The following is a 25,011-nucleotide window of genomic DNA, read 5'->3' as shown; positions in this document are numbered from 1 at the left end:
GGTCATCACGTCCGAAGGTAACGCGGAGCTTACCCGCCGGTACTCATCCGGCGCGCACCCGTCCCCTACTCTGGAACGGGACTTGTCGGGCTCCCGCATAAGGGGTCCTGTAGTGTGATCCGGGCATCCCGGACCCGGCCTCTCGGCCGTTGACGATGACGCGGCCGTCGGCGATGACGACGGCACCCCCTCGGAGGTGTTCATGCGGCGACCGGTCGGCCTGGTCCTGATCGGCCTCGGTGCCTTCTTCCTCGCGCTCGCGCCGCTGATCCGCTTCTACATCGCAGACCAGGTGGTCGTCGCGCCGCTGAACCGCTACCAGGTGACGTCCCTGGAGTCGAAGGACGCGACGTACTTCGACCAGGCGGACCTCAAGGTCAAGACCGGCGTCACCCTGCTGGCCAAGAACACCGTCCGCGGTGACGTCCGCGCCAACGAGGGCAACGACGACATCGCGGTCTGGGACTCCACGACCAACATCTACGACCAGGCCAAGCCGGAGACGCCCGTCCAGATCCAGGGCTTCCGCATCGCCTTCGACCGCCGGACGGGCGTCCTGGTCAACTGCTGCGGCGTCAACGTCGACGGCGACAACGCCGTCCGCATGTCGGGCTACGGGCTGCTGTTCCCCATCGCGAACGTGCAGAAGCGCGACTACCCGTTCTTCGACATGACCACCAAGCAGTCGGCGCCGATGCAGTTCAACGCCGTCGAGAAGGTCCACGGGCTCACCACGTACCGGTTCACCCAGACCATTCCGCTGACGAAGACGGCGGCCCTCGACACCAAGCTGCCCGCCAAGATGCTGGGCCTGCCCGAGGGCACCCCCGACCAGAAGGTGGACCGCTACACCGAGGCGTACAACACCGTCTGGGTCGACCCGCGCACCGGCATCCCGGTGAAGCACCGCAAGAACATCCGCAGCACCGTCCAGACGGCGGACGGCAAGGGCAAGATGATCGTCGCCCAGGCCGACCTCATCAGCGTCGACAAGGACCAGAAGGCCATGGTCGACATGGCCAACGGGACGGCGCTGCAGATCGACCTGGTGCGCAGCTACCTTCCGGCCGGGTCCATCTTCGTCGGCCTGATCCTGCTGTTCGTCGGCGGCTTCATGGGGCTGGCCCGCCGCGAGCCCCCGCCCATCGAGGCGCCCCGCCGCGCCGACGGCAAGTTCGGCGACATGACCCCGCAGGGCCCGCCGCGGCCCCCCTCCCCGCAGTCCCCTCCCTCCCCGCCGTCCCGGCAGGGGTCACCGGCCCGGCAGGGAGCGCCGGCACCGTCCCGCCGCCAGGCGCCCGGCAGCCAGCGCCAGCAGCGCAAGGCCGCCGGCCCCTCCCGCCGCCCCTGACGGCGACCCTCTTCACGGCGCAGCCCGGTAGCCCGCCCCGGCGCTTCTGGTCGCGGGCCGGTGACGCATGGCCGCCGGTCTCCCGTCCTGTGCCGGCCTGCCCGCCCGCCGGGCCGCACACGCCCGAGAACGTCACGCCCGCCCGGCGAGGGCTGGGTGATACGTGTTCTAGTGCGGTGCCCTGCGGGAGGGATGGGACGCCGGGTGGACGAAGGAACGGCCCGGTTGTCGGGCGGCAATCCGACGAGTGGGGCATAAAGGGGCGCGCTCGGCGCGGTGCCCCGCGCCGGCCGCGCCCAGATTTGTAAGTAGAACCTGTTGCAGTTTCGGGGGAGCGCGCTTAGGGTCGAGGCTGTGCGGACACGAGTCACCGAACTATTCGGCATCGAGTACCCGATCTTTGCGTTCAGTCACTGCCGCGATGTCGTCGCGGCGGTGAGCCGCGCCGGCGGCATGGGCGTCCTCGGCGCCCTGCACTTCACCCCCGAGGAGCTCGAGCTCGAGCTCAAGTGGCTCGACGAGAACGTCGGCGGCAAGCCCTACGGCGTGGACGTGGTCATGCCCGCCAAGTACGAGGGCGCCGACATGGGCGACGCCGAGGAGCTGCTCGGCAAGCTGCAGGGCATGATCCCGGCCGAGCACAAGCAGTTCCTGGAGGACCTGCTGGCCGAGCACGGCGTCGACCCGCCCTCGGAGAAGGCGGGCAAGGCGCTGCTCGGCTGGACGGACGTGACCGCCCGCCCGCAGGTCGAGGTGGCGCTCAAGCACCCGATCGCGCTGCTGGCGAACGCGCTCGGCCCGCCCCCGGCGGACGTCGTCGAGCAGGCGCACCAGCACGGCGTGAAGGTCGCGGGGCTCGCCTCGAACGCGCGGCACGCCCGCAAGCAGGTCGAGGTCGGCGTGGACATCATCGTCGCGCAGGGCACCGAGGCCGGCGGCCACACCGGCGACGTGGCGACCATGGTGCTGATCCCCGAGGTCGTGGACGCGGTCGGCGACGACGTGGTCGTGCTGGCCGCGGGCGGCATCGGCCGGGGCCGGCAGATGGCCGCGGGCATGGCGCTCGGCGCCGACGGCGTCTGGACGGGCTCGATCTGGCTGACGGTGGACGAGGCCGACACGCCGGAGCGCGCGCTGCCGAAGCTGCTGGAGGCCACGTCCCGCGACACCGTCCGGTCCCGCGCGTGGACGGGCAAGCCCGCCCGCTTCCTCAAGACCGCGTGGACCGAGGCGTGGGAGAGCGAGAAGTCGCCGGGCTACCTGCCGATGCCGATGCAGTTCATGCTGATCGCGGACGCGCTGCCGCGCATCCAGCGGTCCGGCGACGGCGAGCTGGTGACGTTCCCGGTCGGCCAGATCGTCGGTTCGATGAACCAGGTGAAGCCGGCCGCGCAGGTCGTCTACGACCTGATCGAGGAGTACGTCGAGGCGATCGAGCGCCTCAACACGATCACCGAAGGCTGATCCCCCCGAGAGGGCCCCGGCCGGCCACATCCCTCCATGCCGGCCGGGGCCTTTCGGGTGCTCAGAACCGGGTCATCCAGGACAGGGTCCGGGCGAGGACGTAGTAGACGACGCCCGCGAGGGTCCAGTTGATGTAGAGCTGCTCTTCCGGGTCGGTGCGCGTGAAGACGTCGTGGAACGGGGTGGCGAGCCAGCGGCCCGCGTCGAGGACGCCGTCCACGATGACGTTGCCGGGGTTCGCCTCGCCCCAGGTCAGCAGCATCCCGAGCGCGAGGAGCGCGGCGGCGGCCCAGCCCGCCGCCATGATGATCGCGCTGACCGGGTTCGGCCTGGCGCGCCGCCAGCGCGCCGGCCTGCGCTCGGCCGTCGCGGCGCCGCCCGTGCCCCGCCGGCGCCACGTCCACCGCTGGGGCGGCGCCTCTTCCGTCGTGGTGGGCCGTCTGCGTCGCATGTGCAAGGCCATGGCCTGCTCAGTCCTTCCGTGACTCGGTTGCCCTGAGCGGTGCCACGGGAGAGGGACGGCAAAACTCCGGCCGATTTACGGACGACCGATACCGCACATGCCGCAGCGCCGGGACGGCGAGGCCCCGGCACCGCGGCATGGCCGGAAAGGGGCTATCTGCCGTGGTAGACGGCGGGACGCTTCTCCTTGAAGGCGCGCGAGCCCTCCTTGGCGTCCTCGGAGCCGAGGATCGGCCAGCCGATCTCGTCGGAGATCTTGAGGGCCTCCTCCTCCGCGAGGTGCTCGGTCTCCCGGTAGGTGCGCAGGATGCCCTGGACGACGAGCGGGCCGCACGCGGCGACCTGGTCGGCCAGCTCGCGGGCCGCGGTGAGCGCCTGCCCGTCCGGGACGATCTTGTTGATCAGCCCCATGGCGAGCGCCTCCCGCGGGCTGACCGAGCGCGCGGTGAGCATGATGTCCATCGCGTTGGCGTAGCCGATCTGGCGGGGCAGCCGGATCGCGGTGCCGCCCATCGGGAACAGGCCGCGCTTCGCCTCGTACAGGCCGAGGGTGGCGCCCTCGGCGACGACGCGCAGGTCCGTGCCGACGAGGAGCTCGGTGCCCCCGGCGACCGCGTAGCCCTCGATGGCGCAGATGATCGGCTTGGTGGGGCGGCTGTCGCGCAGCAGGCCCTTCCAGTGGAAGTCCGGGATCTGCGCCATCCGCTCCTGGACGCGCGGGTCCGACGGCGGCTGCCCCATCGCCTTCAGGTCGGCGCCGGCGCAGAACGTCCCCTCGGCTCCGGTGAGGATGCCGACCCGCACCTCCGGCGTCTCGGAGATGTACGCCCAGGCGTCGGCGAGGCCGACCAGCATCGAGGAGCTGAGCGCGTTGCGCGCCTCGGGCCGGTTCATCGTGACGATGACGACGTGCCCGTCGCGCTCGACGATGCAGTGGTCGGTGCTGATCGGCAGCCGTTCCGCCATGGGTTCCTCCAGCTCAGATGTCAAACGAGAACAGATTCTAGTTAAGCCACTGCCCTACCGGTAGGGGTTGAACTGCAAAACGAGAACGTGATCTACTTTGGCTGCCGGGCGCCGCGGTGTGTCGGTGCTCACTGTGGTCACTTAGGGGAGATCCGATGGGGTCATTGGGCTTCTGGCGGTTGGCGCAGGCGGATCCCGAGTGGATCGCCGCCGTCGATCCGGACGGAACCGAGTACGCCGCGGGCGACCTGCTCGCCCGCTCGAACCGGCTCGTGCACGGGCTGCGCGCGCTGGGACTGGAGAAGGGCGACGGCATCTGCGGGCTCGTCCCGAACGGCATCGACGGCGTCGTGCTGTACCTCGCCGCGCTGCAGGCCGGCTGGTACTACACGCCGATCAACTGGCACCTGACCGGGCCGGAGATCGGGTACATCGTCGCCGACAGCGAGGCCAAGGCGTTCTTCGTCCATGAGCGGTACGCCAAGGAGGGCGCGCGCGCCGGCGAGGAGATCGAGGCGCACCGGCGGTTCTCGTTCGGTGAGATCGAGGGCTTCCGCCCGTACGAGGAGCTGGTCGACGGCCAGCCCGACACGCTGCCCGAGGACCGCACCAACGGCGCCACGATGCACTACACGTCGGGTACCACCGGGCGGCCGAAGGGCGTCAAGCGTGCGCTGATGGGGATCGACCCCGACGACAGCGCCGAGTTGATGACGTTCCTGCTCGGCCTGTTCGGCATCCCGCCGGGCATCCCCGCCGGGGGCGAGCACCAGGCCCATCTGATCACCTCGCCGAACTACCACACGGCCGTCACCCAGTTCGGCGGCACCGCCCTGCAGATGGGCCACACGCTCGTCTACATGGACAAGTGGGATGCCGAAGACACCCTCAGGGTGATCGAGAAATACCGCGTCAGCAATACCCACATGGTCCCGACGCACTTCAAGCGGCTGCTGGCGCTGCCCGAGGACGTCCGGTCCCGGTACGACGTGTCGAGCATGAAGTGGGCGATCCACGCGGCGGCGCCGTGCCCGGTGCCGATCAAGCAGCAGATGCTCGACTGGTGGGGCGACTGCATCTGGGAGTACTACGCGGCGACCGAGGGCGGCGGGACGATCGCGAGCCCGGCCGACTGGCGCGCGCACCCCGGCACGGTCGGCAACGCCTGGCCGATCAGCGAGCTGCTGATCGTGGACGACGACGGCAACCCCGTCCCGGCCGGGACGCACGGCACGATCTACATGAAGATGGCCGGCGTCCAGTTCGAGTACAAGGGCGACAAGGAGAAGACGGAGAAGAACCGCCTCAAGGACTTCTTCACCGTCGGGGACATCGGCTACCTCACCGAGGACGGGTTCCTGTTCCTGTCCGACCGCAAGGCGGACATGATCATCTCGGGCGGCGCGAACATCTACCCGGCCGAGATCGAGAACGAGATCACTCTGCATCCGAAGGTCGCGGACGTCGCGGTGTTCGGCATCCCGGACGAGGAGTGGGGCGAGCAGATCAAGGCCGTCGTGGAGCCCGCGGAGGGCGTGGAGCCCGGCGACGAGCTCGCCGCCGAGATCCTCGCGTCGCTGGAGGGCCGGCTCGCGAAGATGAAGTGGCCGAAGTCCATCGACTTCATCGAGACGATGCCGCGCGAGCCCAACGGCAAGCTCCTCAAGCGCAAGCTGCGGGACCCGTACTGGAAGGACCGCGACAGTGCCATCTGAGACGGCGCCATCACAGACCCCCAACCACGTCGTCGAGTTCCCCGGCGGGTACACCCGCTCGGTCGGGCCGGTGCTCGGGCGCTTCCTCAGCGAGCTGCGCGACGGCCGGCTGGTCGGCGTCCGCACCGCGGGCGGCCGGGTGCTCGTCCCGCCGGCGGAGTGCGACCCCGACACCGGCGAGGACGTGACGGACGAGTTCGTCGAGGTCGGCCCGGCCGGGACGGTCACGACCTGGTCGTGGGTGCCGCACCCGGCGAAGGAGCACCCGTTCGACCGCCCATTCGCGTGGGCGCTGATCCGCCCGGACGGCGCCGACACCGCGCTGCTGCACGCGCTCGACCTCGGCGTCTTCGAGGCGGGCGCGAAGCCGCCGCGGTTCCTCAAGACCGGGATGCGGGTGCGGCTGAAGTACCGCGCGGAGCGCACCGGGACGATCGGCGACATCGAGTGCTTCCTGCCCGAGGTCACCATGATCAACCCGCAGGCGAGCCTGGGCTACCGGCTGAAGGGCGGGCAGGCGCTCGGCCGGTTCCTGGAGGGGGTCTCCGAGGGCCGCATCATCGGGCACCGCTGCCCGGTGTGCGAGAAGGTCATCGTGCCGATGCGGGGGTTCTGCCCGCGCGACGGCGTCCCCACCTCCGAGGAGGTGGAGCTGCCCGACACCGGCACCGTCACGACCTTCGCGGTCAACAACATCCCCGACCCGCGCGCCCCCGAGGTGCCGTTCGTGTCCGCCTACGTGCTGCTGGACGGCGCCGGGCTGACGATGCTCACGCTGGTCGCCGGGATCCCCGCCGACCAGGTGCGGATGGGCATGCGGGTGAAGGCGGCGTGGCGGCCCCGCGAGGAGTGGGACCGGTCGATGGCCAACATCAAGTGGTTCGAGCCGATCGACGAGCCCGACGTCCCCTTCGAAGAGATCAAGGACTTCATGTGATGCGTGCTGTCGCAGTCGTCGCATTCGCGCAGAGCCGGCACAGCGGCGAGGACCAGGGGATCGCGGAGACCGAGATGGTGCTCCCGGTGATCACCGAGATCAAGGAGCGGACGGGGCTGTCCCGGTTCGGCTTCACCTGCTCGGGCTCGTGCGACTACCTGCAGGGCGCGCCGTTCGCGTTCGTGTCCGCGCTCGACACGCTCGGCGCCTGGCCGCCGATCTCGGAGAGCCACGTCGAGATGGACGGCGCGTGGGCGCTGTACGAGGCGTGGGTGAAGCTCCAGCTCGGCGAGATCGACACCGCGCTGGTGTACGGGTTCGGCAAGTCGTCCCAGGGCGACCTCCGCGCGATCATGTCCCAGCAGCTCGACCCGTACACGCTGGCGCCGCTCGGCGTCGACCAGGTGTCGATGGCCGCCATGCAGGCGCGCGCGTACATGGAGAAGTCGGGCGTCAAGGAGGACGACCTGCGCGCCGTCGCCGCGCGGTCCCGGGCGTCCGGGCGGGAGAACCCGTTCGCGCTGCACCTGCCGGACCCGGAGGGGGACGGCTACGACGTGGCGCCGCTGCACCCCTACGACGTCGCGCCCGTCACCGACGGCGCCGCCGCGATCGTGCTGGCGGCGGGCGACAAGGCGCGGGAGCTGTGCGAGCGGCCCGCGTGGATCACCGGCATCGACCACCGGACCGAGCCGCACGCGCTCGGCGTCCGGGACCTGACCCGCTCGGAGTCCGCCCGCATCGCGGGGGAGAAGGCGGGCGCGGCCGGCGTCGAGGTGGCGGAGCTGCACGCGCAGTTCAGCCACGAGGAGCTGATCCTGCGCGAGGCCCTCGGCCTGGACGACGGCGTGACGGTCAACCCGTCCGGCGGGGCGCTGTCGGCGAACCCCGTGATGGCGGCGGGCCTCATCAGGATCGGCGAGGCCGCGGCCCGCATCCACGACGGGACGGCGTCCCGGACGCTCGGGCACGCCGCGTCCGGCCCCTGCCTCCAGCAGAACCTCGTCTGCGTGCTGTCGGGAGAGAACAATGGCTAAGAGCTGTGCGGTCATCGGCATCGGGCAGACCCAGTACAAGACCAAGCGGCTGGACGTCTCGATGGTGGGCCTGCTCCGCGAGGCCGCCCGCCGGGCCCTCGACGACGCCGGGCTGACCTGGAAGGACATCGACGCGATCGTGGTCGGCAAGGCGCCCGACCTGTTCGAGGGCGTCGTGATGCCGGAGCTGTTCCTGGCGGACGCGCTCGGCGCCGCCGGCAAGCCGCTGCTGCGGGTGCACACGGCGGGCTCGGTCGGCGGGTCGACGGCGATCGTCGCGTCGAACCTGATCCAGTCCGGGGTGCACGAGCGGGTCCTCACGCTCGCCTGGGAGAAGCAGTCGGAGTCGAACGCGACGTGGGCGCTGACGGTGAACGGGCCGTTCACCACGTCCCTCGTGGTCGGCGCGGGCGGCTACTTCGCGCCGCACATCCGCGCGTACATGCGGCGGTCCGGCGCGCCCGACCACATCGGGACGCTCGTCGCGGTGAAGGACCGGCAGAACGCCCTGCGCAACCCGTACGCGCACCTGAAGATCCCCGGCATCTCCCGCGAGATGGTCGAGTCGACGCCGATGCTGTGGGAGCCGATCCGCTACCTGGAGACCTGCCCGTCCTCGGACGGCGCCTGCGCGATGGTGCTGGCGTCGGAGGACGCGGCGAAGAAGGCCCCGAACCCGCCCGCCTGGGTGCACGGCACGTCGATGCGGTCCGAGCCGATGCAGTTCGCCGGCCGCGACAGCGTCAGCCCGCAGGGCGGCAAGGACGCGGCGGCGGACGTGTACCGGCAGGCCGGCATCAGCGACCCGCGCCGCGAGCTGGACTGCGCCGAGGTGTACGTCCCGTTCTCCTGGTACGAGCCGATGTGGCTGGAGAACCTCGGGTTCTGCGGCGAGAGCGAGGGCTGGAAGCTCACCGAGGCGGGCGCGACGGCGTTCGACGGCGACATCCCGTGGAACCCGTCCGGCGGCGTGCTGTCGTCCAACCCGATCGGCGCGTCCGGGATGATCCGGTTCGCCGAGGCGGCGCTCCAGGTGCGCGGGCAGGCGGGCGAGCACCAGGTGGACGGCGCGCGGCGCGCGCTCGGCCACGCCTACGGCGGCGGCGCCCAGTTCTTCGCCATGTGGATCGTCGGCAGCGACAAGCCCTGATCTGACCCTTACCGAGGCGCGAATACGACCCCAGACCCCTGTTCCTCCATGGGGACCACCCCAGACCCCGAAAGGGACGTCCGATGGAGTTCAACCACGCTGACCTGTTCGAGGGGATCGCGGACGCGATCGGGGACCGTGTCGCCCTGGTGTGCGGCGATCAGCGGCTCACGTTCGCCGAGCTGGACGAGCACGCGAACCGGCTCGCGCACCACCTGATGGACGCGGGCGTCCGCCCCGGGCAGCACATCGCCGTGCAGCTCTACAACGGTGTGGAGTACGCTGCCGCGCTGCTGGCCGCGCTGAAGATCCGGGCCGTGCCGATCAACATCAACTACCGGTACGTGGAGAGCGAGCTGCTCTACGTGTACCGGGACTCCGACAGCGTCGCGCTGCTGTACGACGTGGAGTTCGAGGACCGCGTCGCGGCGACCGTCCCGGAGGTGCCGGAGCTGCGCCACCTCATCGCGGTGGGCGGCGCGCCGTCCATCGCGGGGGCGGTCGCCTACGACGCGGCGCTGAAGGACGCGGACGGGACGCGCGCGGGCTTCCCGGCGCGGTCCGGCGAGGACCTCTACATCATCTACACGGGCGGGACGACCGGGATGCCGAAGGGCGTCATCTGGTCGGCCGAGCAGATCATCTTCGCGTTCTGGAACCCGACGGTGCCGCGCCCGTCGCGGCCCGAGGACATCGTGGAGAACGCCCGCACCGGCGGGCCGCTGCTCATGATGCCGGTGGCGCCGCTGATGCACGGGGCGGCGCAGGTCGCCACGTGGATCGCCTGGTTCATGGGCGCGACGCTCGTCTACACCCGCAAGTTCGACGCGGCCGAGATCTGGCGGACGATCGAGCGGGAGAAGGTCAACTCGCTGACGATCACCGGGGACGCGATGGCGATCCCGATGGCGGAGGAGCTGGCGCGCGGGAACTACGACACCTCCTCGCTGTTCGCGTTCGTCTCCACGGGCGCGATCTTCACCGGGACGGTCCGGGAGCGCATCCAGGGGCTGCTGCCGAACGTCATGATCCTGGACCGGTTCGGCTCGACCGAGTCGGGCTCGACGGCCGAGGCGGTCGCCGGGTCCACCCCGGAGAAGGGCCTGAAGTTCGCGCCGGACGTGGAGAACGTCACCGTCCTGGACGACGCGCTCCAGCCCGTCAAGCCGGGGTCGGGCGTCATCGGCCAGGTCGCCCGCACGGGCCACATCGCGCAGGGCTACTACAACGACCCGGAGAAGACGGCGAAGACGTTCCCGGTGGTGGACGGCAAGCGCTGGCTGCTCACCGGAGACATCGCCACCGTCGAGGAGGACGGGTCGATCGCCGTGTACGGGCGCGGCTCGCAGGCCATCAACACCGGCGGCGAGAAGGTGTTCCCGGAGGAGGTCGAGGCCGTCCTGAAGGGCCATCCGGCGGTGTACGACGCGGTCGTGACCGGCATCCCGGACGAGCGCTGGGGCAACCGCGTCGCCGCGGTGATCCAGCCGGCGGGCGAGGCGCCGTCCTCGGAGGAGCTGGACGCGCACTGCCGGCGGGAGCTGTCGGGCTACAAGGTGCCGCGCGTCTACGCGTTCGTCGCGGAGATGAAGCGCTCCCCGGCGGGCAAGGCCGACTACCGGTGGGCGAAGCAGGTGGCGGAGGAGGTCCGGTAGGGGAGTCGCTAGAGGTCGGCCCCGAACCTTCGTGGGATTCGGGGCCAGGAGCGGACCTCTGTTAGTGGTCCTAACGACTCCCATGATAGGGGTGACCTGGGAGTGCCTTGATCGGCGAGGTGTGAGTCCTGCGCCACACGCCGCGCCGCCAGGCTGGTTCCTGACCGGATGCGGCCACTAGGCTCTCTCTATTGCGGAGACGTGCGGAAGAGGTGGGCGTGGCGACCCGGGACCCGGACCAGTTGGAGGAACTCCAGCGGGCGATGCAGCGCAGCACGATGTTCACCGTGCTGCTGCACCACGCGACCGCGAGCAAGGCGGGGCTCAACGTCACCGACGCGCAGTGCGTCAGCGCGCTGGTGCTGGACGGCCCGCAGACCCCCGGCCAGCTCGCGCACCTGATGGGCATCACCACCGGCGGCGCCATCACCGCGGTCATCGACCGGCTGGAGCGCGCCGGCTACGTCAAGCGCACCCGCGACCCCGACGACCGCCGCCGCGTGATCGTCGAGCTGGTCGAGGAGAACGTCGCCGAGTTCGGCCGCTACTTCGAGCCGATCGCCCGCGCCTTCCGCGACCGCCTCGCCACCTACACCGATGAGGAGCTCGCCGTCCTGCGTCGCTGGATCACCGAGAACAACACGGCGATGCCCGCCGTCATCCAGGAGATCCGCGACCTCCCCTGACCGCGCCCCCGACCGCGGAGCGGCGTTCTCAGGGGGTCAGGCGGCCGCGGAGGAGGGCCATCACGGTCGACTGGACGTCGGTCAGCGGGCGGGCGGGCTGGAGGGCCCGCCAGTCCAGGGCGACGGTCAGCACCATGCCGAAGACGGCGGACGCGGCGGTGCCGGTGTCGAGGTCGCGGCGCAGGTCGCCGGCGGCAACCGCGTCGCGCAGGACGTCGGCGACGACCTCGATCGCGCGCTCGCGGATCAGCCGGGCCGCGTGCTGCCAGTCGCCGCCCGCCCGCCACGTCTCCGCGATCAGCACGCGGGCGAACGGCTCGTGCTCGCCGATGAAGGCGAGCTCGGCGGCGACGACGGCCTCCAGGGCGTCCAGCGGGGCCCTGCCGGACGCGGCGCCGCGCAGCGCGGTCGCGAGCCGGTCGACGCCGTACTCCAGCAGCGCCGAGAACAGGGCGGCCTTGCTGCCGAAGTTGTAGTAGACGGTGCCCTTGGCGACCCCGGCCCGCTCGGCGATCTGGTCGACGGTGGTCGCGGCGAGGCCGCTCTCGGCGATCAGCTCGATCGCCGAGGCGAACAGCTTCTCCCGGGTCTTCTCCCGCGTCGTGCCGCGCGCCACGTTCGCGCCTCCCGAAACGTCAGGGCCCTAGAGCTTCAAGGCGGGGTGGAGCCGCTTCAGCGTCCACACCCGGTTGTGCCGGACGGCCAGGGCGGTGAGCGCGAGCCCGCCGGCCAGGAACGCCGCCAGCACCGCACAACCCTGCCATACCGCGGTCATCGGCCCGCCGCCGATCAGGTGGCGGACACCGTCCACCACCCACGACATCGGCAGGTACGGCCGGATCACCTGGAAGAACCGGGGGCTCGTCTCGATGGGGTAGGTGCCCGCGGCCGAGGTGAGCTGGAGCATGAGGAGCGCGAGCGCGAGGATCCGGCCGACCGGCCCGAACCGCGCGTTCACCCACTGGATCACGGCGAGGAACGCGGCGGACGCGAGCGCGAGGAACGCCACGAGCCCCGGCCAGTGCTCGGCGCGCAGCCCGAGCGCGAACCGCAGCACCGCGAGGACGACCGCGGCCTGCGCCGCGCCGAGCGCCGCGGCGGGCAGCCAGCCGGCGAGCGCGACGCGGCGGCCGGGCGCGGTGCCCGCCATCGCGCGGGGGTTCAGCGGCCGCAGCAGCATATAGATGATCATGCCGCCGACCCAGAGCGACAGCGGGACGAAGAACGGCGCGAACCCCGTCCCGTAGTTCGGCACCCGGTTGTCGGTGGTCGCGGCCAGCCGCACCGGGTCGCTCATCATGTCGCTCCGCGCCGCGCGCTCCTCGTCGCCGTACGCGGGGACCTGCCGGGCGCCGTCGTCCAGCCCGGTCGCGAGCTTCCCGCTGCCGTCCGCGAGCTGCGCGAGGGCGGTCTCCAGCGTCACCGCGCCCCCGGAGAGCCGCCCGAGGCCGCCCTCCAGCTCCCCGGCGCCGCCGGTGAGGGCGGTGAGGCCGGTGGTGAGCCGGGACGATCCGGCGAGCAGCCGCCCGGCGCCCGCGTTGACCTGCCGCGTCCCGGCGTCGAGGCGGTCGATGTCGCGGCGGGCCTTGTCGACCTTGGCGGCGAGGGAGGGCGCCTCCTCGGCGATCTTTCGGGCGGCGCGCTCGACCGTCCGCGCGTCGGCCGCGACCTCGCGCAGGTCGCCGGTGTGCCCGCGGACGTACCCGTCCACCTGCTTCGCCACGGCGACGACCTGCGCGGCGGACCGGGTGAGGTCCCGGCGGACGTCCGAGGGGATCTCGGGGTGCGCGGCGAGCTCCGTCTCCAGCTCCTGCTGCGCGCGTTCCGCCTGCCGCACGGCGGCGCCGGTCCGCGCGGGCAGCCGTCCGGCGCCGTCGGCGAGGGCGTCCGCGCCCCGCGCGACCGCCAGCGCGGCGGAGCGGATCTCCGGGGCGTTCTCGCGCAGCAGCGGGACGAGCGTGCCGCCCGCGCGGTCGGCGGCCGCCGTGAGCCGCCGCATCCCGGCGGCGACCTGCTCGGTCCCGTCGTGCAGGTCGCCCAGCCCGGACGTCAGCTCCGCGCTGCCGGAGCGGGCCTCGTCGATGCCGCCCTTGAGCCGGCCCGCGCCCGCCTTGGCCTCGCCCGCGCCCGCGGCGAGCTTGCCGGCGCCGTCCTCGGCCTGACCGGAGCCCTCGGCGAGCTTGCCCGCGCCGTCGGCGGCCTCGCCCAGCTCGCCGTGCAGCTTGCCGAACGACAGGAAGACCTGGTCGAAGTACCCGCGCACGGCCTCGGTCCCGGCGGCGGCGCTGATCTCCTTGAACGCGGCCTGCGCGAGCGTCCCCATGACGTAGTTGTTCGCGTCGTTCATCCGGAGCCGGAGATCGGCCGGACGGGGCGTCCCGTCCCCGGACGGCGAGGCGATCCGGGCGCTGAAGTCGGACGGGATCGTCAGCGACAGGTAGTACTTCCCCGACCGCACGCCCTTGTCGGCCTCATGCGCCGACACGGTCTTCCAGTCGAACACCCTGCGCTTCTGTAGTTCGTCCGCGAGGTCGGCCCCCGCATGGACGGTCTTGCCGTCCGCCTTGGCCAGCCGGTCCTCGACCACCAGCGCCACCGGCACATGCTGGAGCCGGGCGTAGGGGTCCCAGAACGACCACAGGTACAGCCCGGCATAGAGCAGGGGCAGGAGGACGAGACCCGCCAGGGCGATACGGGTCAGCCGGTTGCGCTGGAAGCGCCGCAGTTCGAGGGCGCCCGGCGTCAGCGCGGGAAGTCTCATGGGGGGATCTCCGAGCTAGAGCGAGAGTGCGCGGGTGGCGAGGCCCTCGGCAGGGGCGGCGTCATGGCAGGCGGCGACGACGGTGACCCCGCCGGACGCGATGGCGGCGAGCCGCCGCCACAGCGCGCGCTGCCGTTCGGCGTCCAGCCCCTCGCCGATGTCGTCGAGCAGGAGCAGGCCGGGGTCGCCCACGAGGCCGAGGGCGGCTCCGAGGAGCTGTTCCTCGTCGGGTGCGAGTTCGGCGGCGGACGTCCGGGGATCGAGGTCGAGCCCGGCGCGGTCGAGGGCGCGGCGGCGGCGCGCCTCCCGTCCCCGCCACCTGCCGAAGACGCCCTCGCGCAGGGCGAGCGCCTCGTCGAGGTGCTCGCGGACGGTCAGCGCCGGGTCGAGTTCGGTGACACCGGGGACGATGCCGAGCGCCGCGACCCGCTGGATCTCGCCGAGCCCGGTGCGGCCGCCGACCTCGACGGTGCCCTCGGTGGGCCGCATCCGGCCGCCCAGGGTGAGGAGGAACGCGGTGCGTCCCGTCCCGGCGATGCCGCTCACGGCGACGAGCGAGCCGGCCGGGGCGTCGAGGTCCGCGCCGCGGAACGCCCATCCACGGGGGCCGCGCACGCCGAGGCCCCTCGCCTTGACCGCGGCACCGGCGGTTCCGGCGGCTCCGGGACGGCCCCCGCCAGTCCCGGAGCCGCTCGGGCGGGGTCCGGGGACGGTCGCGGCGGTCCCCCCGGCCGCGGCAGCCGTCCCCGGAGTCTGGTGCGCGGGCTTCATCGGAGCTCCCCACAATTTGAACTGACCGGTCAGTTCAAATTTAGCCTGGGGAAAAACTACGCGAACCCGCCAGAGCGGTGACATCAGACACGTGACCGCTCCGCCCCAGGTCACACGGGCGATAGGGGGTGACTTCCATCACAATGTCGCAGGGGTGCGAGGCGGACCGACCTCGGCGACCGGCCCGCACGCCCCCGCCGCCGCCCCTATGATCATTTATTCGCGGAGGCGACGACGAGGGGCCGGTGAACCGTGGAACCGCTGCGTCCGGAGGATCCCGCGCGGATCGGCGGCTACCCGCTGCTGGGGCGGCTCGGCGCCGGCGGGATGGGGCAGGTCTACCTGGGCCTGACCGGCGGCGGCCGGCACATCGCGGTCAAGGTGATCCGGGAGGACTTCGAGGGCCCGCAGGCGCTCGCGCGGTTCCGCCGCGAGGTCGCGACCGTCGAGCGGGTGCGGTCCCGGTCGGCCGCCGCGATGGTCGGCGCCGGGCTGGACGCGCCGCCGTACTGGCTGGCCACCGAGTACGTCCCCGGCCCGACGCTCCGGCAGGCCGTCGCCCAGCACGGCCCGGTCCCCGCCGGCACCTGCCTGCGGCTGCTCGCCGCGCTCGCGCAGGGCCTGCTGGAGATCCACCGGCAGGGCGTCCAGCACCGCGACCTCAAGCCGGGCAACGTGATCCTCGCCCCGGACGGCCCGCGCCTGATCGACTTCGGCATCGCGCGTGGCGAGGGGCAGACGCAGATCACCCAGACGGGCGCGTGGAACGGCACCCCCGGCTACGTCGCGCCGGAGGTCGTCCGCGAGCAGCAGCCGCTCCCCGCGTCGGACGTGTTCTCGCTCGCCGGCACCGTCGCCTACGCGGCCACGGGACGCCCGCCGTTCGGCGGCGGCCGCATCGAGGCCGTCCTGCACCGCACGCTCAGCGGCGACATCGACGTGGACGGCGTCGAGCCGCGCCTCGCCGGCCTCATCCGCCGCTGCGCCGCGAAGGACCCGGAGCAGCGGATCGGCGCGGAGGAGCTGCTGCGAGAGATCGGGCCGGTCGAGCCGCTGCCCGCCGACCCCGCCTACCGGGCGATCGTCGGGCCGGTCCAGGCGCCGCCGCTGAGCCTCGCCGACGCCGCCGCGTCCGGCCTCGTCCCGCCGGACCGGACGCGGACCGTGCCCGGCGCGGGGCCCGCGCGGTCGCGCGCCGCCGTCATCGCCGCCGGGGCCGCGGTGGTCGCCGTCGTCCTCGGGGGCGCCTTCGCGGCGCGCGTCCTCCTCAACGGCGACGACGGCGGAAGCGGCGAGAACGGCGCGAGCGGGTCGAAGAGCTCGACCACGGCCCAGGCCGGGCAGGGCGCCGACGGCGGGCAGAAGACCGCGGCCCCGGCCGGACGCACCCCGTCCGCCGACGGCCGCCCGCCGGACGTCATCCTGGTCAAGGAGCCCACCGACGACTACCAGAGAACCCGCTTCTCCTGGAAGGACTTCACCTGCCTCCCGGCGGTCCGCCCGGAGGACCAAGCCCTCGCCAGGGACCTGCAGAGGTCGGCGCCGCGCCAGCCGGTCACCGCGTCGTCCATCGAGCTGAGCATGCGCTTCAAGTACGCCCAGCCGTCCGGCTACTACGTGGCCGCGCAGATCCGCCCGCCCGCCGAGCAGCAGGGCAACGGCGTGACCGGCGTGGTCGTGAGCAAGCCGCACCTGGTACCGAAGGACAACCAGGACGTGAAGCTCCGGTACCCGGCGGACTTCGAGTGGGAGGGCGCCGGGAACGGCACCTACCCGCTGATGAAGGGTGTCTGGACGGTCATCTGGATGCACGTCCACCCGAACGGCGACGCGTACTTCATGGCCTGCGACGGCTTCACGGTCGCGTGAAGCCGTCGCCTCCGTAGGTCTCGGGGCCGGCCGTTCAGCGGACGGCGATGACGGCGGATCCGTGGCCGAACAGGCCCTGGTTCACCGCGATGCCGGCCCGCGCGCCCTCGACCTGGCGGCCCTCGGCCTGCCCGCGCAGCTGCCAGGTCAGCTCGCACACCTGCGCGATCGCCTGCGCCGGGATCGCCTCGCCGAACGAGGCGAGGCCGCCGCTCGGGTTCACCGGGACGCGCCCGCCGAGCGCCGTCGCGCCGGAGCGCAGCAGCTCCTCGGCGCCGCCCTGCTCGCACAGCCCGATGTCCTCGTACCAGTCGAGTTCGAGGGCGGTGGACAGGTCGTACACCTCGGCGAGCGACAGGTCCTCGGGGCCGAGGCCCGCCTCCTCGTAGGCGGCGTGCGCGATCGCGGAGCGGAACGGCCGCTCCGGGACGGCGGCGGTCATCGCCGAGTCCGTGGCGAAGTCGGGCAGGTCCAGCACGGTCTTCGGGAACGTCGGCGTCACCGTCGAGACCGCCGGGATGCGGACCGGGTCGGCCACGCCGTGCCGCCGCGCGAACTCCATCGAGGTGAGGACGAGCGCGGCGCCGCCGTCGCTGGTGGCGCAGATGTCCAGCAGCCGCAGCGGGTCGGCGACCACGGCGGACTCGCGGACGTCCTCGACGGTCACCTCCTTGCGGTACCGGGCGTTCGGGTTGCCGAGGCCGTGCCGCGCGTTCTTCACCTTCACGGCGGCGAAGTCGTCGAGCGTGGCGCCGTACATGGCCATGCGGCGGCGCGCGTACAGCGCGAAGTAGATGGGGTTGGTCGCGCCGAGCAGGCGGAACCGCAGCCAGTCGGGGTCGTCCGGGCGGTCCCCGCCGACGGGCTTGAAGAAGCCCTTCGGGGCGGCGTCGGCGCCCACGACCAGCGCGACATCGCACAGGCCCGCGAGGATCTGCGCGCGCGCCGTGTTGATGGCCTGCGCCCCGGAGGCGCACGCCGCGTAGCAGCTCGACACCCGCGCGCCCGACCAGCCGAGGGCCTGCGCGAACGTGGCGCCCGCGATGAACCCCGGGTACCCGTTCCGGATGGTGTCGGCGCCGGACACGTACTGGACGTCCGTCCACGACAGCCCGGCGTCGGCGAGCGCCTGGCGCGCCGCCGCGAGCCCGTACTCGACGAAGTTGCGGCCCCACTTGCCCCACGGGTGCATGCCCGCGCCCAGGACGGCGATGTCGCGACTCACTTGACGGGCCTCCACATCCAGACGGTGTACTCGGCTTCGTCGTCCTCGTAGAGGATGCCCTCGGTCAGCTCGACCTCCATGCCGACCTCCAGGTCGTCCACGGTGACGCCGGGCACGACCTGGCCCAGGACGACCATCCGCTCGGCTTCGAGCTCGACGGCGGCGACGGCGTAGGGGACGAACGGCTCGGCGGCGACGTACGGCGGCGGCGGCTTGTAGCGCGAGTCGGCGTACGACCAGACGCGGCCGCGCGCGGACAGGGCGTAGGGCTCCAGTTCGGAGCCGTCCTTCGGTCCCGTGCAGCCGGGGTTGCGGCACGCCAGCTCGTTGCGCGGGAAGTACGGCGTGCCGCACGACGAGCATCGGGTACCGAGCAGGCGGACGTCGCCGTCCGCGGTGGTGTACCAGCCCTCGGCGGCCGGACGGCGCTCCTTGGTCGTGGTCACGCGGCCCTCCTCGTGTCTTCACGGCGAGAGTACCAATCAAACAATCGTTAGAAAGAATGCCGGGTCCGGTCAGCGGGACGAACCCAGGGGCCGAGGTAACTGACTCGTCAGTCACTTCGCTACAGTGGACCGAGTCGGATTCTGCCCATGCCGCCCACAGGGTGCGAGCGAGTTGCAAGCAGTGGCGAAGCAGTAGGGAGCGCGCGGATGCGGACTGGTCTCAACGGAAGGACGGCCCTGGTCACCGGGGCGTCCCGAGGCATCGGGAAGGCGATCGCGGCGGCGCTGGCGGCCGAGGGCGCCAATGTGGTCATCTCCTCCCGCAAGCAGGAGGCGCTCGACGAGGTCGCCAAGGAGATCGCCGCCGCGAGCCCCGGCGCGGGAGTGCTCGCGAAGGCGGCGCACGTCGGCCACGCCGACGAGGCCGCCGCCTGCGTGGACGCGGCCGTCGCCGAGTTCGGCGGCATCGACATCCTGGTCAACAACGCCGGGACGAACCCCTACTACGGCCCGATGGCCGACATCGAGCCCGCCGCCGCGGCCAAGACCGTCGAGGTCAACCAGTTCGCGATCGTCCAGTGGACGCAGCTCGCGCTGAAGGGCGGCCTCGCCGAGCGCGGCGGCGCCGTCATCAACATCGCCTCCGTCGGCGGCATGATCACCGAGCACGGCATCGGCTACTACAACGCCACCAAGGCCGCGGTGATCCACCTCAGCCGCCAGTTCGCGATGGAGCTGGCGCCCAAGGTGCGGGTGAACTGCATCGCCCCCGGCCTGGTCAAGACCCACCTCGCCCGCGCGCTCTGGGAGCCGAACGAGGCGCAGATCAGCGAGCACATGCCGCTCAAGCGGCTCGGTGAGCCGGAGGACATCGCGAACGCGGCCGTGTTCCTCGCGGGCGACGCCTCGTCCTGGATGACCGGGCAGACGCTCGTCGTGGACGGCGGCGCCACCATCCGCGCGTCGATCGCCTAGGAGGCCCGCATGTCACGCTGGGGACTGACCATTCCGATGACGGGGCTCGGGCTGGCCGAGCACCGCGAGCTGGTCGCCGAGCTGTCCGGGCTCGGCTACACCGACGCCTGGTCCGCCGAGACCAACGGCACCGACGCGTTCACCCCGCTGGCGCTCGCCTCCCAGTGGGGCCCCGAGCTGCGCCTGGGTCCCGCGATCGTGCCGGTCTACACGCGCGGACCGGCGCTGCTGGCCCAGCAGGCCGCGACGATCGCCGGCCTCGCGCCCGGACGGTTCGTGCTCGGCATCGGCACCTCGTCCGACACGATCGTGCAGCGCTGGAACGGGATCCCGTTCGACGACCCGTACAAGCGGGTCCGCGACACGCTCCGCTTCCTGCGCAAGGCCCTCGCCGGCGAGAAGGTGAAGGAGGAGTACGACACCTTCACCGTCAAGGGCTTCAAGCTGGACAACGTCCCGGACGCCCCGCCGCCGATCGTCCTCGCGGCGCTGCGCCCCGGCATGCTGCGGCTCGCCGCGCGGGAGGCCGACGGCGCGATCACCAACTGGCTCGCGCCGAAGGACGTCCGGACGGTCCGCGGCGTGATCGGCGAGGAGCCCGAGCTGATCGCGCGGCTGTTCGTCTGCCCGACCGAGAACGCCGAGGAGGCGCGCGCGATCGGCCGCTGGATGATCGCCGCGTACATGACGGTCCCGGTGTACCGGGCGTTCCACGAGTGGCTCGGCCGCGGCGAGGCGCTGCGCCCGATGAACGAGGCGTGGGCGGCCGGCGACCGGAAGAAGGCCCTGGAGGTCATCCCGGACGAGGTCGTCGACGACCTGATCGTGCACGGGTCGCCGGCGGCGTGCCGGGCGCGCGTCCGCGAGTACGTGGATAGCGGCCTGACCACGCCGGTCCTGGCCGTCGTCCCCGGCGGCGGGCTCTCCCCGGTGGAGGCGGCGCGAGCGCTCGCGCCCAGCGCGGGCTGACACCCGCCGGCCGCGTCCCGCTCGGCTGCGTCCGGATGTTTGCCCCGCCCTCGTTCGGGGAGGGTGGGGCAGATCCGAACAGACAGAGACGTGAGGAGCTGATCGTGCTCACGCTGACCAGCGGTGCCGTCCAGGTCATCCGTACGGTGACCGCCAATCCGGAGCTTCCGCCGGAGACCGGTATCCGCATCGAGTCCGGGCTCGACGGCTCGGACGCGCTGCGGCTGTCGGTCGCCCCCGCGCCCGAGGCCGGCGACCAGGTCGTCGAGGAGGAGGGCGCCAAGGTGTACCTGGAGGCGGCCGTCGCGGAGATGCTCGACGACAAGACCCTCGACGCGCAGGTCGACCCGCAGGGGGATGTGGCCTTCACCATCGCGGAGGGAACCGAGGGGACCCCTACCTGACCCACCCGAACGACGTGCGAGGGCCGGGGCCGCCGCGAGCGGTCCCGGCCCCCGTGCGTTCAGCCCCGCGCGTTCAGCGCATGGCCGCGACGACGGCGAGCACCGCGAACACGAACGCCACCGTGGTGAGGATCATGAAGGCGGCGATCACCGCGCAGGCCAGGCCGCGCGGCTGGTCGCGCCATGTGCCGTAGTGGTCGCGCACCTGCTGGTCCAGTTCCCTTCGCAGCGCGCCGGCGGAGCGGAGGGAGCCGGACCGGCGGCTGCTCTTCCCTGTGGTCCTGGGAGGCCGTTGCTCCGCAGAGGACCCGTCCGGTTCGTTCCGGGACGGCCGATCCGCGTCCTGGGGGTCGGGCGAAGACGGGGTCGTCACGCTCGCCAGTCTCCCAGATCCGCTACTCGGGGAAGGACGGATGCGGGCCGAGCGCCCAGTATTCGTACAGGCCGTAGCCGGTGACGGCGCTGGTCGGCTGGGCGCCGTCCAGGTACTCGTACTTGCCGACCGCGTCGACCATGCCCCACATGCGGGCGGCGTCCTCCGGGTTGCGGACGTCATGGGTGACGCCCTCCACCTTGAGGTCTGGCCCCTGGTACATGCCGTGCTTCCAGCCGGGCTCCAGCCCGTACCCGGTGCCGACCATCATGTGGACGGGCAGGATCGGCGTAGCCCTCACCTCGAAGGGCTCGCCGCCGGGCGGCGCGAAGCGGAGCGTGGCGGTGACCACGTCGCGGGTTCCCTCGGCGTACTCGGGACGGTATTCGGGCCGTCCCAGGTACTCCGCCTCGCGGTCGGGGTCGGACCACACGCGCGTCGCCTCTTCCAGGACGCGGCGCCCCTTCTCGTCCTCCTGGACGATGCAGAGGATCGAGTGGTCCTCGAACTGCATCGGCGTGTAGAGCCAGTAGAACGTGCCGGCGTTCTTGACCTGGATGCCCGGCGGCTCCGGCTCGCCCACGGGGCGGATGCCCCAGGACCTGTCCCGCGAGCCCCACCAGTGGTCGGGCGTGACGGCGATGGTCTCGCCGTCGACCGTGATGGTGCCGGACCAGCGTCCGGTCTGCGCGAGCCGCCGCGAGTCGAACATGACGCGCTCCTGCCAGCGCAGGTAGTGCGGCGGCTCCAGGGTGGCGGGGATCGCCCCCTCCCAGACCATGTCGAACGCGAGGCCGTGCTCGTTCTCGTCCAGGACGACCCTGAGCCGCTTCAGCCCCTCGACGACCTCGACGCGGAACGGCCCGACCCTGGTGTCCATGCGGTCGTTCCCCAGCTCGCGGGACGCGCGGACGACCTTGTGGATCGGACCGCGCCGCACGACCGCGAACGCGTCCATCACCCCGAGGTTCGGGTACTGCCCGATCCCGATGATCAGCATCAGCTCGTCCGAGCAGGGGTGGGCGTTGAAGTAGTACCGGTCGTAGAAGTTGCGGTCGGACGTGGTGACGTGCCGCATCACCTCGGGCGCCTGGTGGATCGGGTAGTCGTCGAGCGGCGACAGCGTCACCGGTCACCTCCGAGGATGCGGGCGAGCAGCTGCGTGCAGTTGTTGTTGTACGGGAAGTCGGAGGACGGCTCGATCCAGCCGAAGTCGATCATCGCCTGCCCGATCCGCGCCATGATCACCGAGAACTTGAAGCCGGACAGGACCTCGTAGTACGCCATGTCCCGCATCGGGCGGCCGAGCAGCTCCTCGTACCGGGCGACGGTCTCGGCGGGGGAGGGGAAGCCGTCCAGCCGGGCCGCGCCGACGCCCTCGCTGTGGTGCCGGTCGAGGAACAGGAACCAGGCGAGGTCCTCCTCGGGCGCGCCGAGCGCGGCGGTCTCCCAGTCCAGGACGGCCGCGGGCACGCCCTCCTGGAAGATCACGTTGCCGATGCGGGCGTCGCCCCACAGCGCCACCGGCTCGTCCGGCTCCTCGGGGCGGTTCGCCTTCAGCCACTCCAGGGCCTTGAGCGCCGTCTCCTGCGGCCCCTGGTAGGCCCAGTGCAGGTAGTGCTCGTAGTAGTTCAGCCGCTGGTCGAGGCCGGGCGCGCCCCACTGCGGCTGGTCGAGGAAGCCGAGCTCCAGCTCCCGGACGTCCAGCCGGTGCAGGACGGCGAGGATCTCCAGCGTGGACCACCACATCGCGGCCCGCTCCTCCGGCGGGGCCTCGGTCACCCAGCCGTCCAGGTGGTACGGCGGCATGTCGGTGGGGACGCGGCCGTCGACCCGCCCCATCACGAAGAACGGGGCGCCGAGCACGTCCGGGGACGGCTCGTACCAGCGGATCGGCGGCACCGGGACGCTCGTGCGCTCGTCCAGGATCCGCATCAGCCGGTACTCCTCGGCGAACCGCGGTTCGGGGAAGACCTGGTACTTCACGGGCGCGACCCGCGCGACGAGCCGCTCGCGCCGGGGTTCGCCGCCGTCGGCCCACTCGGCCTCGAACAGCAGGGTCTCGTTGGAGAACCCGCTGGTCTGCGGGGTCTCCACGGCGGGGATGGCGGCGCCGGGCAGCCGCCCGGCCAGCCAGTCCGCCAGTGCGCGCCGGGTGATCTCGGGATCGCGTTGGTCGGGAACGGGCATGCCGCCTCCTTGCGCCGCAGCAAAGTAGAACGTGTTCTATCAACGAGCCGGGGGGCGGTCAATGGGTGCGGGACCCCCGGCGTGAAAACATGGCCGGATGCGTCTGACCAAGCTTGGGCACGCCTGCGTGCAGCTCACCGAGAACGACCGCACGATCGTCATCGACCCCGGGGCCTTCAGCGACGGTGCCGCCGCGGTCGCCGCCGCCGACGCCGTGCTGATCACCCACGAGCACTTCGACCACTTCGACGCCGACGCGCTGCGCGCCGCGATGGCGGAGCGTCCGGAGCTGGAGGTCTGGACGTCCCGCGTCGTCGCCGAGAGCCTCGCCGACCTGGGCGGGCGCGTCCACCAGGTGGGCCACGGCGACGCCGTCACCATCGCGGGCTTCGACGTGCACGTCTACGGCGAGGAGCACGAGATCCTGCACCCGGACGTGCCGCCCATCCCGAACGTCGGCTTCCTGGTGAACGGCGAGGTGTTCCACCCGGGCGACGCGTGGACCGTCCCGTCCGAGCCCGTCCCGACGCTGTGCCTGCCGGGGAACGCGCCCTGGATGAAGATCCCGGAGCTGATCCAGTACACGCGGGAGGTCCGCCCCGAGCGCGCCTTCATCGTCCACGACGGCCTGCTGAACGACATCGGGCTGCAGGTGCTGCAGAACTTCGTCGGCAACGCGGGCAAGGAGCAGGGCAAGGAGTACGTCCGCCTCACCCCGGGCACCACGGTGGACCTGGCCGCCAAATGACCGGTTCCCCTCGCCCCCGGCCCCCCGCCTCCGCGCCGCCGCCCATCCGGGCGGTGTTCTTCGACATCGGCGAGACCCTCATCAACGAGGGGGAGATCTACGGGCGGTGGGCCGACTGGTTCGGCGTGCCCAGGCACACGTTCCTGGCGAAGCTCGGCGCGGTGCTCGCCACGGGCGGCACCCACATGGACGTCCTGGAGTACTTCCGGCCGGGGTTCGACCTGGCGGAGGAGGAGCGGCGCCGCGCCGAGGCGGGCGTCCCGAACGGGTTCGGGCCGGACGACCTGTACCCGGACGCGCGGGCCTGCCTGTCCGGGCTCCGCGACCAGGGCCTCTACGTCGGGATCGCGGGCAACCAGCCGGTCGAGGCGGCGGCGCACATGGCGGAGATCGCCCTGGACGCGGACGTCGTCGGCATCTCGGACGTGTGGGGCGTCAGCAAGCCGTCCCCCGAGTTCTTCGAGCGCTGCGCCCAGCTCGCCGACGTGCTCCCCGACCGGGTCCTGTACGTGGGCGACCGCATCGACAACGACGTCCGCCCGGCGCTGGAGTTCGAGATGCGGGCGGCGTTCCTGCGGCGCGGCCCCTGGGGCCACATCCAGCGGGACGACGCCGCGCTCCGCGACTGCCTGTTCGTCCTCGACGACCTGGTCGACCTGCCGAAGCTCGTCGCCGAGTACAACGCCCGGTAGCACTGGGGCGCGTCCGAGACCGCCCCTAGGGGATGTCCCCTAATCCGCGAGTATGGCGCCGGAACGGGTCTTGCGGCCGATGTGGGGGGCTCGCCCGGTTCGTAGCGTGGAGAACGTGGCCGCGACGGAGACCGCGGCCGCGTTCACCGCTCGATTAATCGGGGA

Annotated in this window: 24 protein-coding genes; 14 read left to right on the top strand and 10 right to left on the bottom strand. The window is 72.2% G+C overall.

The features are described from left to right. The first annotated feature begins 202 nt into the window (after nucleotides 1–202). Nucleotides 203–1,351, top strand: a complete 1,149-nt coding sequence (pgfA, locus tag CHF16_RS13915; protein WP_089326430.1) for a cell envelope lipid trafficking protein PgfA — start codon at nucleotides 203–205, stop codon at nucleotides 1,349–1,351. 354 nt (nucleotides 1,352–1,705) lie between these two features. Beyond that, nucleotides 1,706–2,815 carry an NAD(P)H-dependent flavin oxidoreductase gene (locus CHF16_RS13910; RefSeq protein ID WP_089326429.1) on the top strand — a complete coding sequence of 370 codons (1,110 nt, stop codon included), beginning with the start codon at nucleotides 1,706–1,708 and terminating at the stop codon, nucleotides 2,813–2,815. Between the two features lie 61 nt (nucleotides 2,816–2,876). On the opposite strand, the gene CHF16_RS13905 is transcribed toward CHF16_RS13910, so the two are convergent. Together CHF16_RS13905 and CHF16_RS13900 are read right to left on the bottom strand one after the other, a co-directional pair. Continuing rightward, complete coding sequence (locus CHF16_RS13905; RefSeq protein ID WP_089326428.1) at nucleotides 2,877–3,266, bottom strand: hypothetical protein; 390 nt, start codon at nucleotides 3,264–3,266, stop codon at nucleotides 2,877–2,879. A 164-nt stretch (nucleotides 3,267–3,430) separates the two neighbouring features. Continuing rightward, nucleotides 3,431–4,243, bottom strand: a complete 813-nt coding sequence (locus CHF16_RS13900) for a crotonase/enoyl-CoA hydratase family protein (protein WP_179271525.1) — start codon at nucleotides 4,241–4,243, stop codon at nucleotides 3,431–3,433. Nucleotides 4,244–4,398: 155 nt separating this feature from the next. Here CHF16_RS13900 and CHF16_RS13895 point away from each other — a divergent pair, with 155 nt between their 5' ends. From CHF16_RS13895 to CHF16_RS13870, 6 genes are all read left to right on the top strand, one after another. After that, a complete protein-coding gene (locus tag CHF16_RS13895) occupies nucleotides 4,399–5,958 on the top strand; it encodes an acyl-CoA synthetase (protein ID WP_089326427.1) in 1,560 nt (519 codons plus the stop codon). Further along, a complete protein-coding gene (locus CHF16_RS13890) occupies nucleotides 5,948–6,895 on the top strand; it encodes a Zn-ribbon domain-containing OB-fold protein (RefSeq protein ID WP_089326426.1) in 948 nt (315 codons plus the stop codon). Before CHF16_RS13895 ends, CHF16_RS13890 begins: the two co-directional genes overlap by 11 nt. After that, complete coding sequence (locus tag CHF16_RS13885; protein ID WP_089326425.1) at nucleotides 6,895–7,932, top strand: thiolase domain-containing protein; 1,038 nt, start codon at nucleotides 6,895–6,897, stop codon at nucleotides 7,930–7,932. The genes CHF16_RS13890 and CHF16_RS13885 overlap by 1 nt, the downstream gene beginning before the upstream one ends. Continuing rightward, nucleotides 7,925–9,082, top strand: coding sequence for a thiolase domain-containing protein (locus tag CHF16_RS13880; RefSeq protein WP_089326424.1), 1,158 nt, complete (start codon nucleotides 7,925–7,927; stop codon nucleotides 9,080–9,082). Before CHF16_RS13885 ends, CHF16_RS13880 begins: the two co-directional genes overlap by 8 nt. Nucleotides 9,083–9,165: 83 nt before the next feature. Beyond that, a complete protein-coding gene (locus CHF16_RS13875) occupies nucleotides 9,166–10,737 on the top strand; it encodes an acyl-CoA synthetase (RefSeq protein ID WP_089326423.1) in 1,572 nt (523 codons plus the stop codon). A gap of 218 nt (nucleotides 10,738–10,955) precedes the next feature. Beyond that, complete coding sequence (locus tag CHF16_RS13870; protein WP_218826666.1) at nucleotides 10,956–11,423, top strand: MarR family winged helix-turn-helix transcriptional regulator; 468 nt, start codon at nucleotides 10,956–10,958, stop codon at nucleotides 11,421–11,423. A 28-nt stretch (nucleotides 11,424–11,451) separates the two neighbouring features. Here the strand turns inward: CHF16_RS13870 and CHF16_RS13865 are convergent, their stop codons facing one another. The 3 genes from CHF16_RS13865 to CHF16_RS13855 are packed head-to-tail and all read right to left on the bottom strand — an operon-like array spanning nucleotide 11,452 to nucleotide 14,799. Further along, nucleotides 11,452–12,039 (bottom strand): TetR/AcrR family transcriptional regulator, encoded by a 588-nt coding sequence (locus tag CHF16_RS13865; protein ID WP_089326422.1) that lies wholly within the window; start codon nucleotides 12,037–12,039, stop codon nucleotides 11,452–11,454. 27 nt (nucleotides 12,040–12,066) lie between these two features. Next, on the bottom strand, nucleotides 12,067–14,184 hold the full coding sequence (locus CHF16_RS13860) for a YhgE/Pip domain-containing protein (RefSeq protein ID WP_089326421.1): 2,118 nt from the start codon (nucleotides 14,182–14,184) through the stop codon (nucleotides 12,067–12,069). Nucleotides 14,185–14,199: 15 nt separating this feature from the next. Continuing rightward, complete coding sequence (locus CHF16_RS13855; RefSeq protein WP_245868461.1) at nucleotides 14,200–14,799, bottom strand: ATP-binding cassette domain-containing protein; 600 nt, start codon at nucleotides 14,797–14,799, stop codon at nucleotides 14,200–14,202. 408 nt (nucleotides 14,800–15,207) lie between these two features. On the opposite strand from CHF16_RS13855, the gene CHF16_RS40880 reads away from it, so the two are divergent. Continuing rightward, nucleotides 15,208–16,824, top strand: coding sequence for a serine/threonine-protein kinase (locus CHF16_RS40880; RefSeq protein WP_218826665.1), 1,617 nt, complete (start codon nucleotides 15,208–15,210; stop codon nucleotides 16,822–16,824). Between the two features lie 34 nt (nucleotides 16,825–16,858). On the opposite strand, the gene CHF16_RS13845 is transcribed toward CHF16_RS40880, so the two are convergent. Further along, nucleotides 16,859–18,016: a lipid-transfer protein gene (locus CHF16_RS13845; RefSeq protein ID WP_245868486.1), complete on the bottom strand. Its 1,158-nt coding sequence runs from the start codon at nucleotides 18,014–18,016 to the stop codon at nucleotides 16,859–16,861. Nucleotides 18,017–18,045: 29 nt separating this feature from the next. Further along, nucleotides 18,046–18,495 carry a Zn-ribbon domain-containing OB-fold protein gene (locus CHF16_RS13840; protein ID WP_089326418.1) on the bottom strand — a complete coding sequence of 150 codons (450 nt, stop codon included), beginning with the start codon at nucleotides 18,493–18,495 and terminating at the stop codon, nucleotides 18,046–18,048. 207 nt (nucleotides 18,496–18,702) lie between these two features. Between CHF16_RS13840 and CHF16_RS13835 the strand changes: the two genes are divergently transcribed. The 3 genes from CHF16_RS13835 to CHF16_RS13825 all read left to right on the top strand — a co-directional run bounded on the left by CHF16_RS13835 (nucleotide 18,703) and on the right by CHF16_RS13825 (nucleotide 20,843). Further along, nucleotides 18,703–19,470, top strand: a complete 768-nt coding sequence (locus tag CHF16_RS13835; RefSeq protein ID WP_089326417.1) for an SDR family oxidoreductase — start codon at nucleotides 18,703–18,705, stop codon at nucleotides 19,468–19,470. A gap of 9 nt (nucleotides 19,471–19,479) precedes the next feature. Next, complete coding sequence (locus tag CHF16_RS13830) at nucleotides 19,480–20,439, top strand: LLM class F420-dependent oxidoreductase (protein WP_089326416.1); 960 nt, start codon at nucleotides 19,480–19,482, stop codon at nucleotides 20,437–20,439. A gap of 104 nt (nucleotides 20,440–20,543) precedes the next feature. Next, nucleotides 20,544–20,843: a Fe-S cluster assembly protein HesB gene (locus tag CHF16_RS13825; RefSeq protein ID WP_089326415.1), complete on the top strand. Its 300-nt coding sequence runs from the start codon at nucleotides 20,544–20,546 to the stop codon at nucleotides 20,841–20,843. Nucleotides 20,844–20,916: 73 nt separating this feature from the next. Here CHF16_RS13825 and CHF16_RS39440 read toward each other — a convergent pair whose 3' ends face one another. The 3 genes from CHF16_RS39440 to CHF16_RS13815 are packed head-to-tail and all read right to left on the bottom strand — an operon-like array spanning nucleotide 20,917 to nucleotide 23,406. Beyond that, on the bottom strand, nucleotides 20,917–21,216 hold the full coding sequence (locus CHF16_RS39440; RefSeq protein ID WP_143227972.1) for a hypothetical protein: 300 nt from the start codon (nucleotides 21,214–21,216) through the stop codon (nucleotides 20,917–20,919). A 22-nt stretch (nucleotides 21,217–21,238) separates the two neighbouring features. After that, the gene (locus CHF16_RS13820; protein WP_179271524.1) at nucleotides 21,239–22,345 is read right to left on the bottom strand and encodes an Rv3169 family protein; all 1,107 of its coding nucleotides are present in this window, start codon (nucleotides 22,343–22,345) and stop codon (nucleotides 21,239–21,241) included. Then, the gene (locus CHF16_RS13815; protein WP_089326414.1) at nucleotides 22,342–23,406 is read right to left on the bottom strand and encodes a phosphotransferase family protein; all 1,065 of its coding nucleotides are present in this window, start codon (nucleotides 23,404–23,406) and stop codon (nucleotides 22,342–22,344) included. Before CHF16_RS13815 ends, CHF16_RS13820 begins: the two co-directional genes overlap by 4 nt. Before the next feature lie 97 nt (nucleotides 23,407–23,503). On the opposite strand from CHF16_RS13815, the gene CHF16_RS13810 reads away from it, so the two are divergent. Beyond that, nucleotides 23,504–24,154 carry an MBL fold metallo-hydrolase gene (locus CHF16_RS13810; protein ID WP_089326413.1) on the top strand — a complete coding sequence of 217 codons (651 nt, stop codon included), beginning with the start codon at nucleotides 23,504–23,506 and terminating at the stop codon, nucleotides 24,152–24,154. Further along, nucleotides 24,151–24,846: an HAD family hydrolase gene (locus CHF16_RS13805; protein WP_089326412.1), complete on the top strand. Its 696-nt coding sequence runs from the start codon at nucleotides 24,151–24,153 to the stop codon at nucleotides 24,844–24,846. The genes CHF16_RS13810 and CHF16_RS13805 overlap by 4 nt, the downstream gene beginning before the upstream one ends. The last annotated feature ends 165 nt before the right edge of the window (nucleotides 24,847–25,011 follow it).

The organism is Actinomadura meyerae (genome assembly GCF_900188445.1).
GTDB lineage: Bacteria > Actinomycetota > Actinomycetes > Streptosporangiales > Streptosporangiaceae > Spirillospora > Spirillospora meyerae.
Note: the sequence above shows the minus strand (reverse complement) of the source record. Positions and strands in the feature narration are given on the sequence as shown.

What these genes read in the sequence shown, in the direction of transcription:
- CHF16_RS13810 (WP_089326413.1), top strand. Translation starts at nt 23,504, where the DNA reads ATGCGTCTGACCAAGCTTGGGCACGCCTGCGTGCAGCTCACCGAGAAC.
- CHF16_RS13815 (WP_089326414.1), bottom strand. Translation starts at nt 23,406, where the DNA reads ATGCCCGTTCCCGACCAACGCGATCCCGAGATCACCCGGCGCGCACTG.
- CHF16_RS13880 (WP_089326424.1), top strand. Translation starts at nt 7,925, where the DNA reads ATGGCTAAGAGCTGTGCGGTCATCGGCATCGGGCAGACCCAGTACAAG.
- CHF16_RS13805 (WP_089326412.1), top strand. Translation starts at nt 24,151, where the DNA reads ATGACCGGTTCCCCTCGCCCCCGGCCCCCCGCCTCCGCGCCGCCGCCC.
- CHF16_RS13905 (WP_089326428.1), bottom strand. Translation starts at nt 3,266, where the DNA reads ATGCGACGCAGACGGCCCACCACGACGGAAGAGGCGCCGCCCCAGCGG.
- CHF16_RS13900 (WP_179271525.1), bottom strand. Translation starts at nt 4,243, where the DNA reads ATGGCGGAACGGCTGCCGATCAGCACCGACCACTGCATCGTCGAGCGC.
- pgfA (WP_089326430.1), top strand. Translation starts at nt 203, where the DNA reads ATGCGGCGACCGGTCGGCCTGGTCCTGATCGGCCTCGGTGCCTTCTTC.
- CHF16_RS13885 (WP_089326425.1), top strand. Translation starts at nt 6,895, where the DNA reads ATGCGTGCTGTCGCAGTCGTCGCATTCGCGCAGAGCCGGCACAGCGGC.
- CHF16_RS13830 (WP_089326416.1), top strand. Translation starts at nt 19,480, where the DNA reads ATGTCACGCTGGGGACTGACCATTCCGATGACGGGGCTCGGGCTGGCC.
- CHF16_RS13895 (WP_089326427.1), top strand. Translation starts at nt 4,399, where the DNA reads ATGGGGTCATTGGGCTTCTGGCGGTTGGCGCAGGCGGATCCCGAGTGG.
- CHF16_RS13835 (WP_089326417.1), top strand. Translation starts at nt 18,703, where the DNA reads ATGCGGACTGGTCTCAACGGAAGGACGGCCCTGGTCACCGGGGCGTCC.
- CHF16_RS13860 (WP_089326421.1), bottom strand. Translation starts at nt 14,184, where the DNA reads ATGAGACTTCCCGCGCTGACGCCGGGCGCCCTCGAACTGCGGCGCTTC.
- CHF16_RS13845 (WP_245868486.1), bottom strand. Translation starts at nt 18,016, where the DNA reads ATGCACCCGTGGGGCAAGTGGGGCCGCAACTTCGTCGAGTACGGGCTC.
- CHF16_RS13875 (WP_089326423.1), top strand. Translation starts at nt 9,166, where the DNA reads ATGGAGTTCAACCACGCTGACCTGTTCGAGGGGATCGCGGACGCGATC.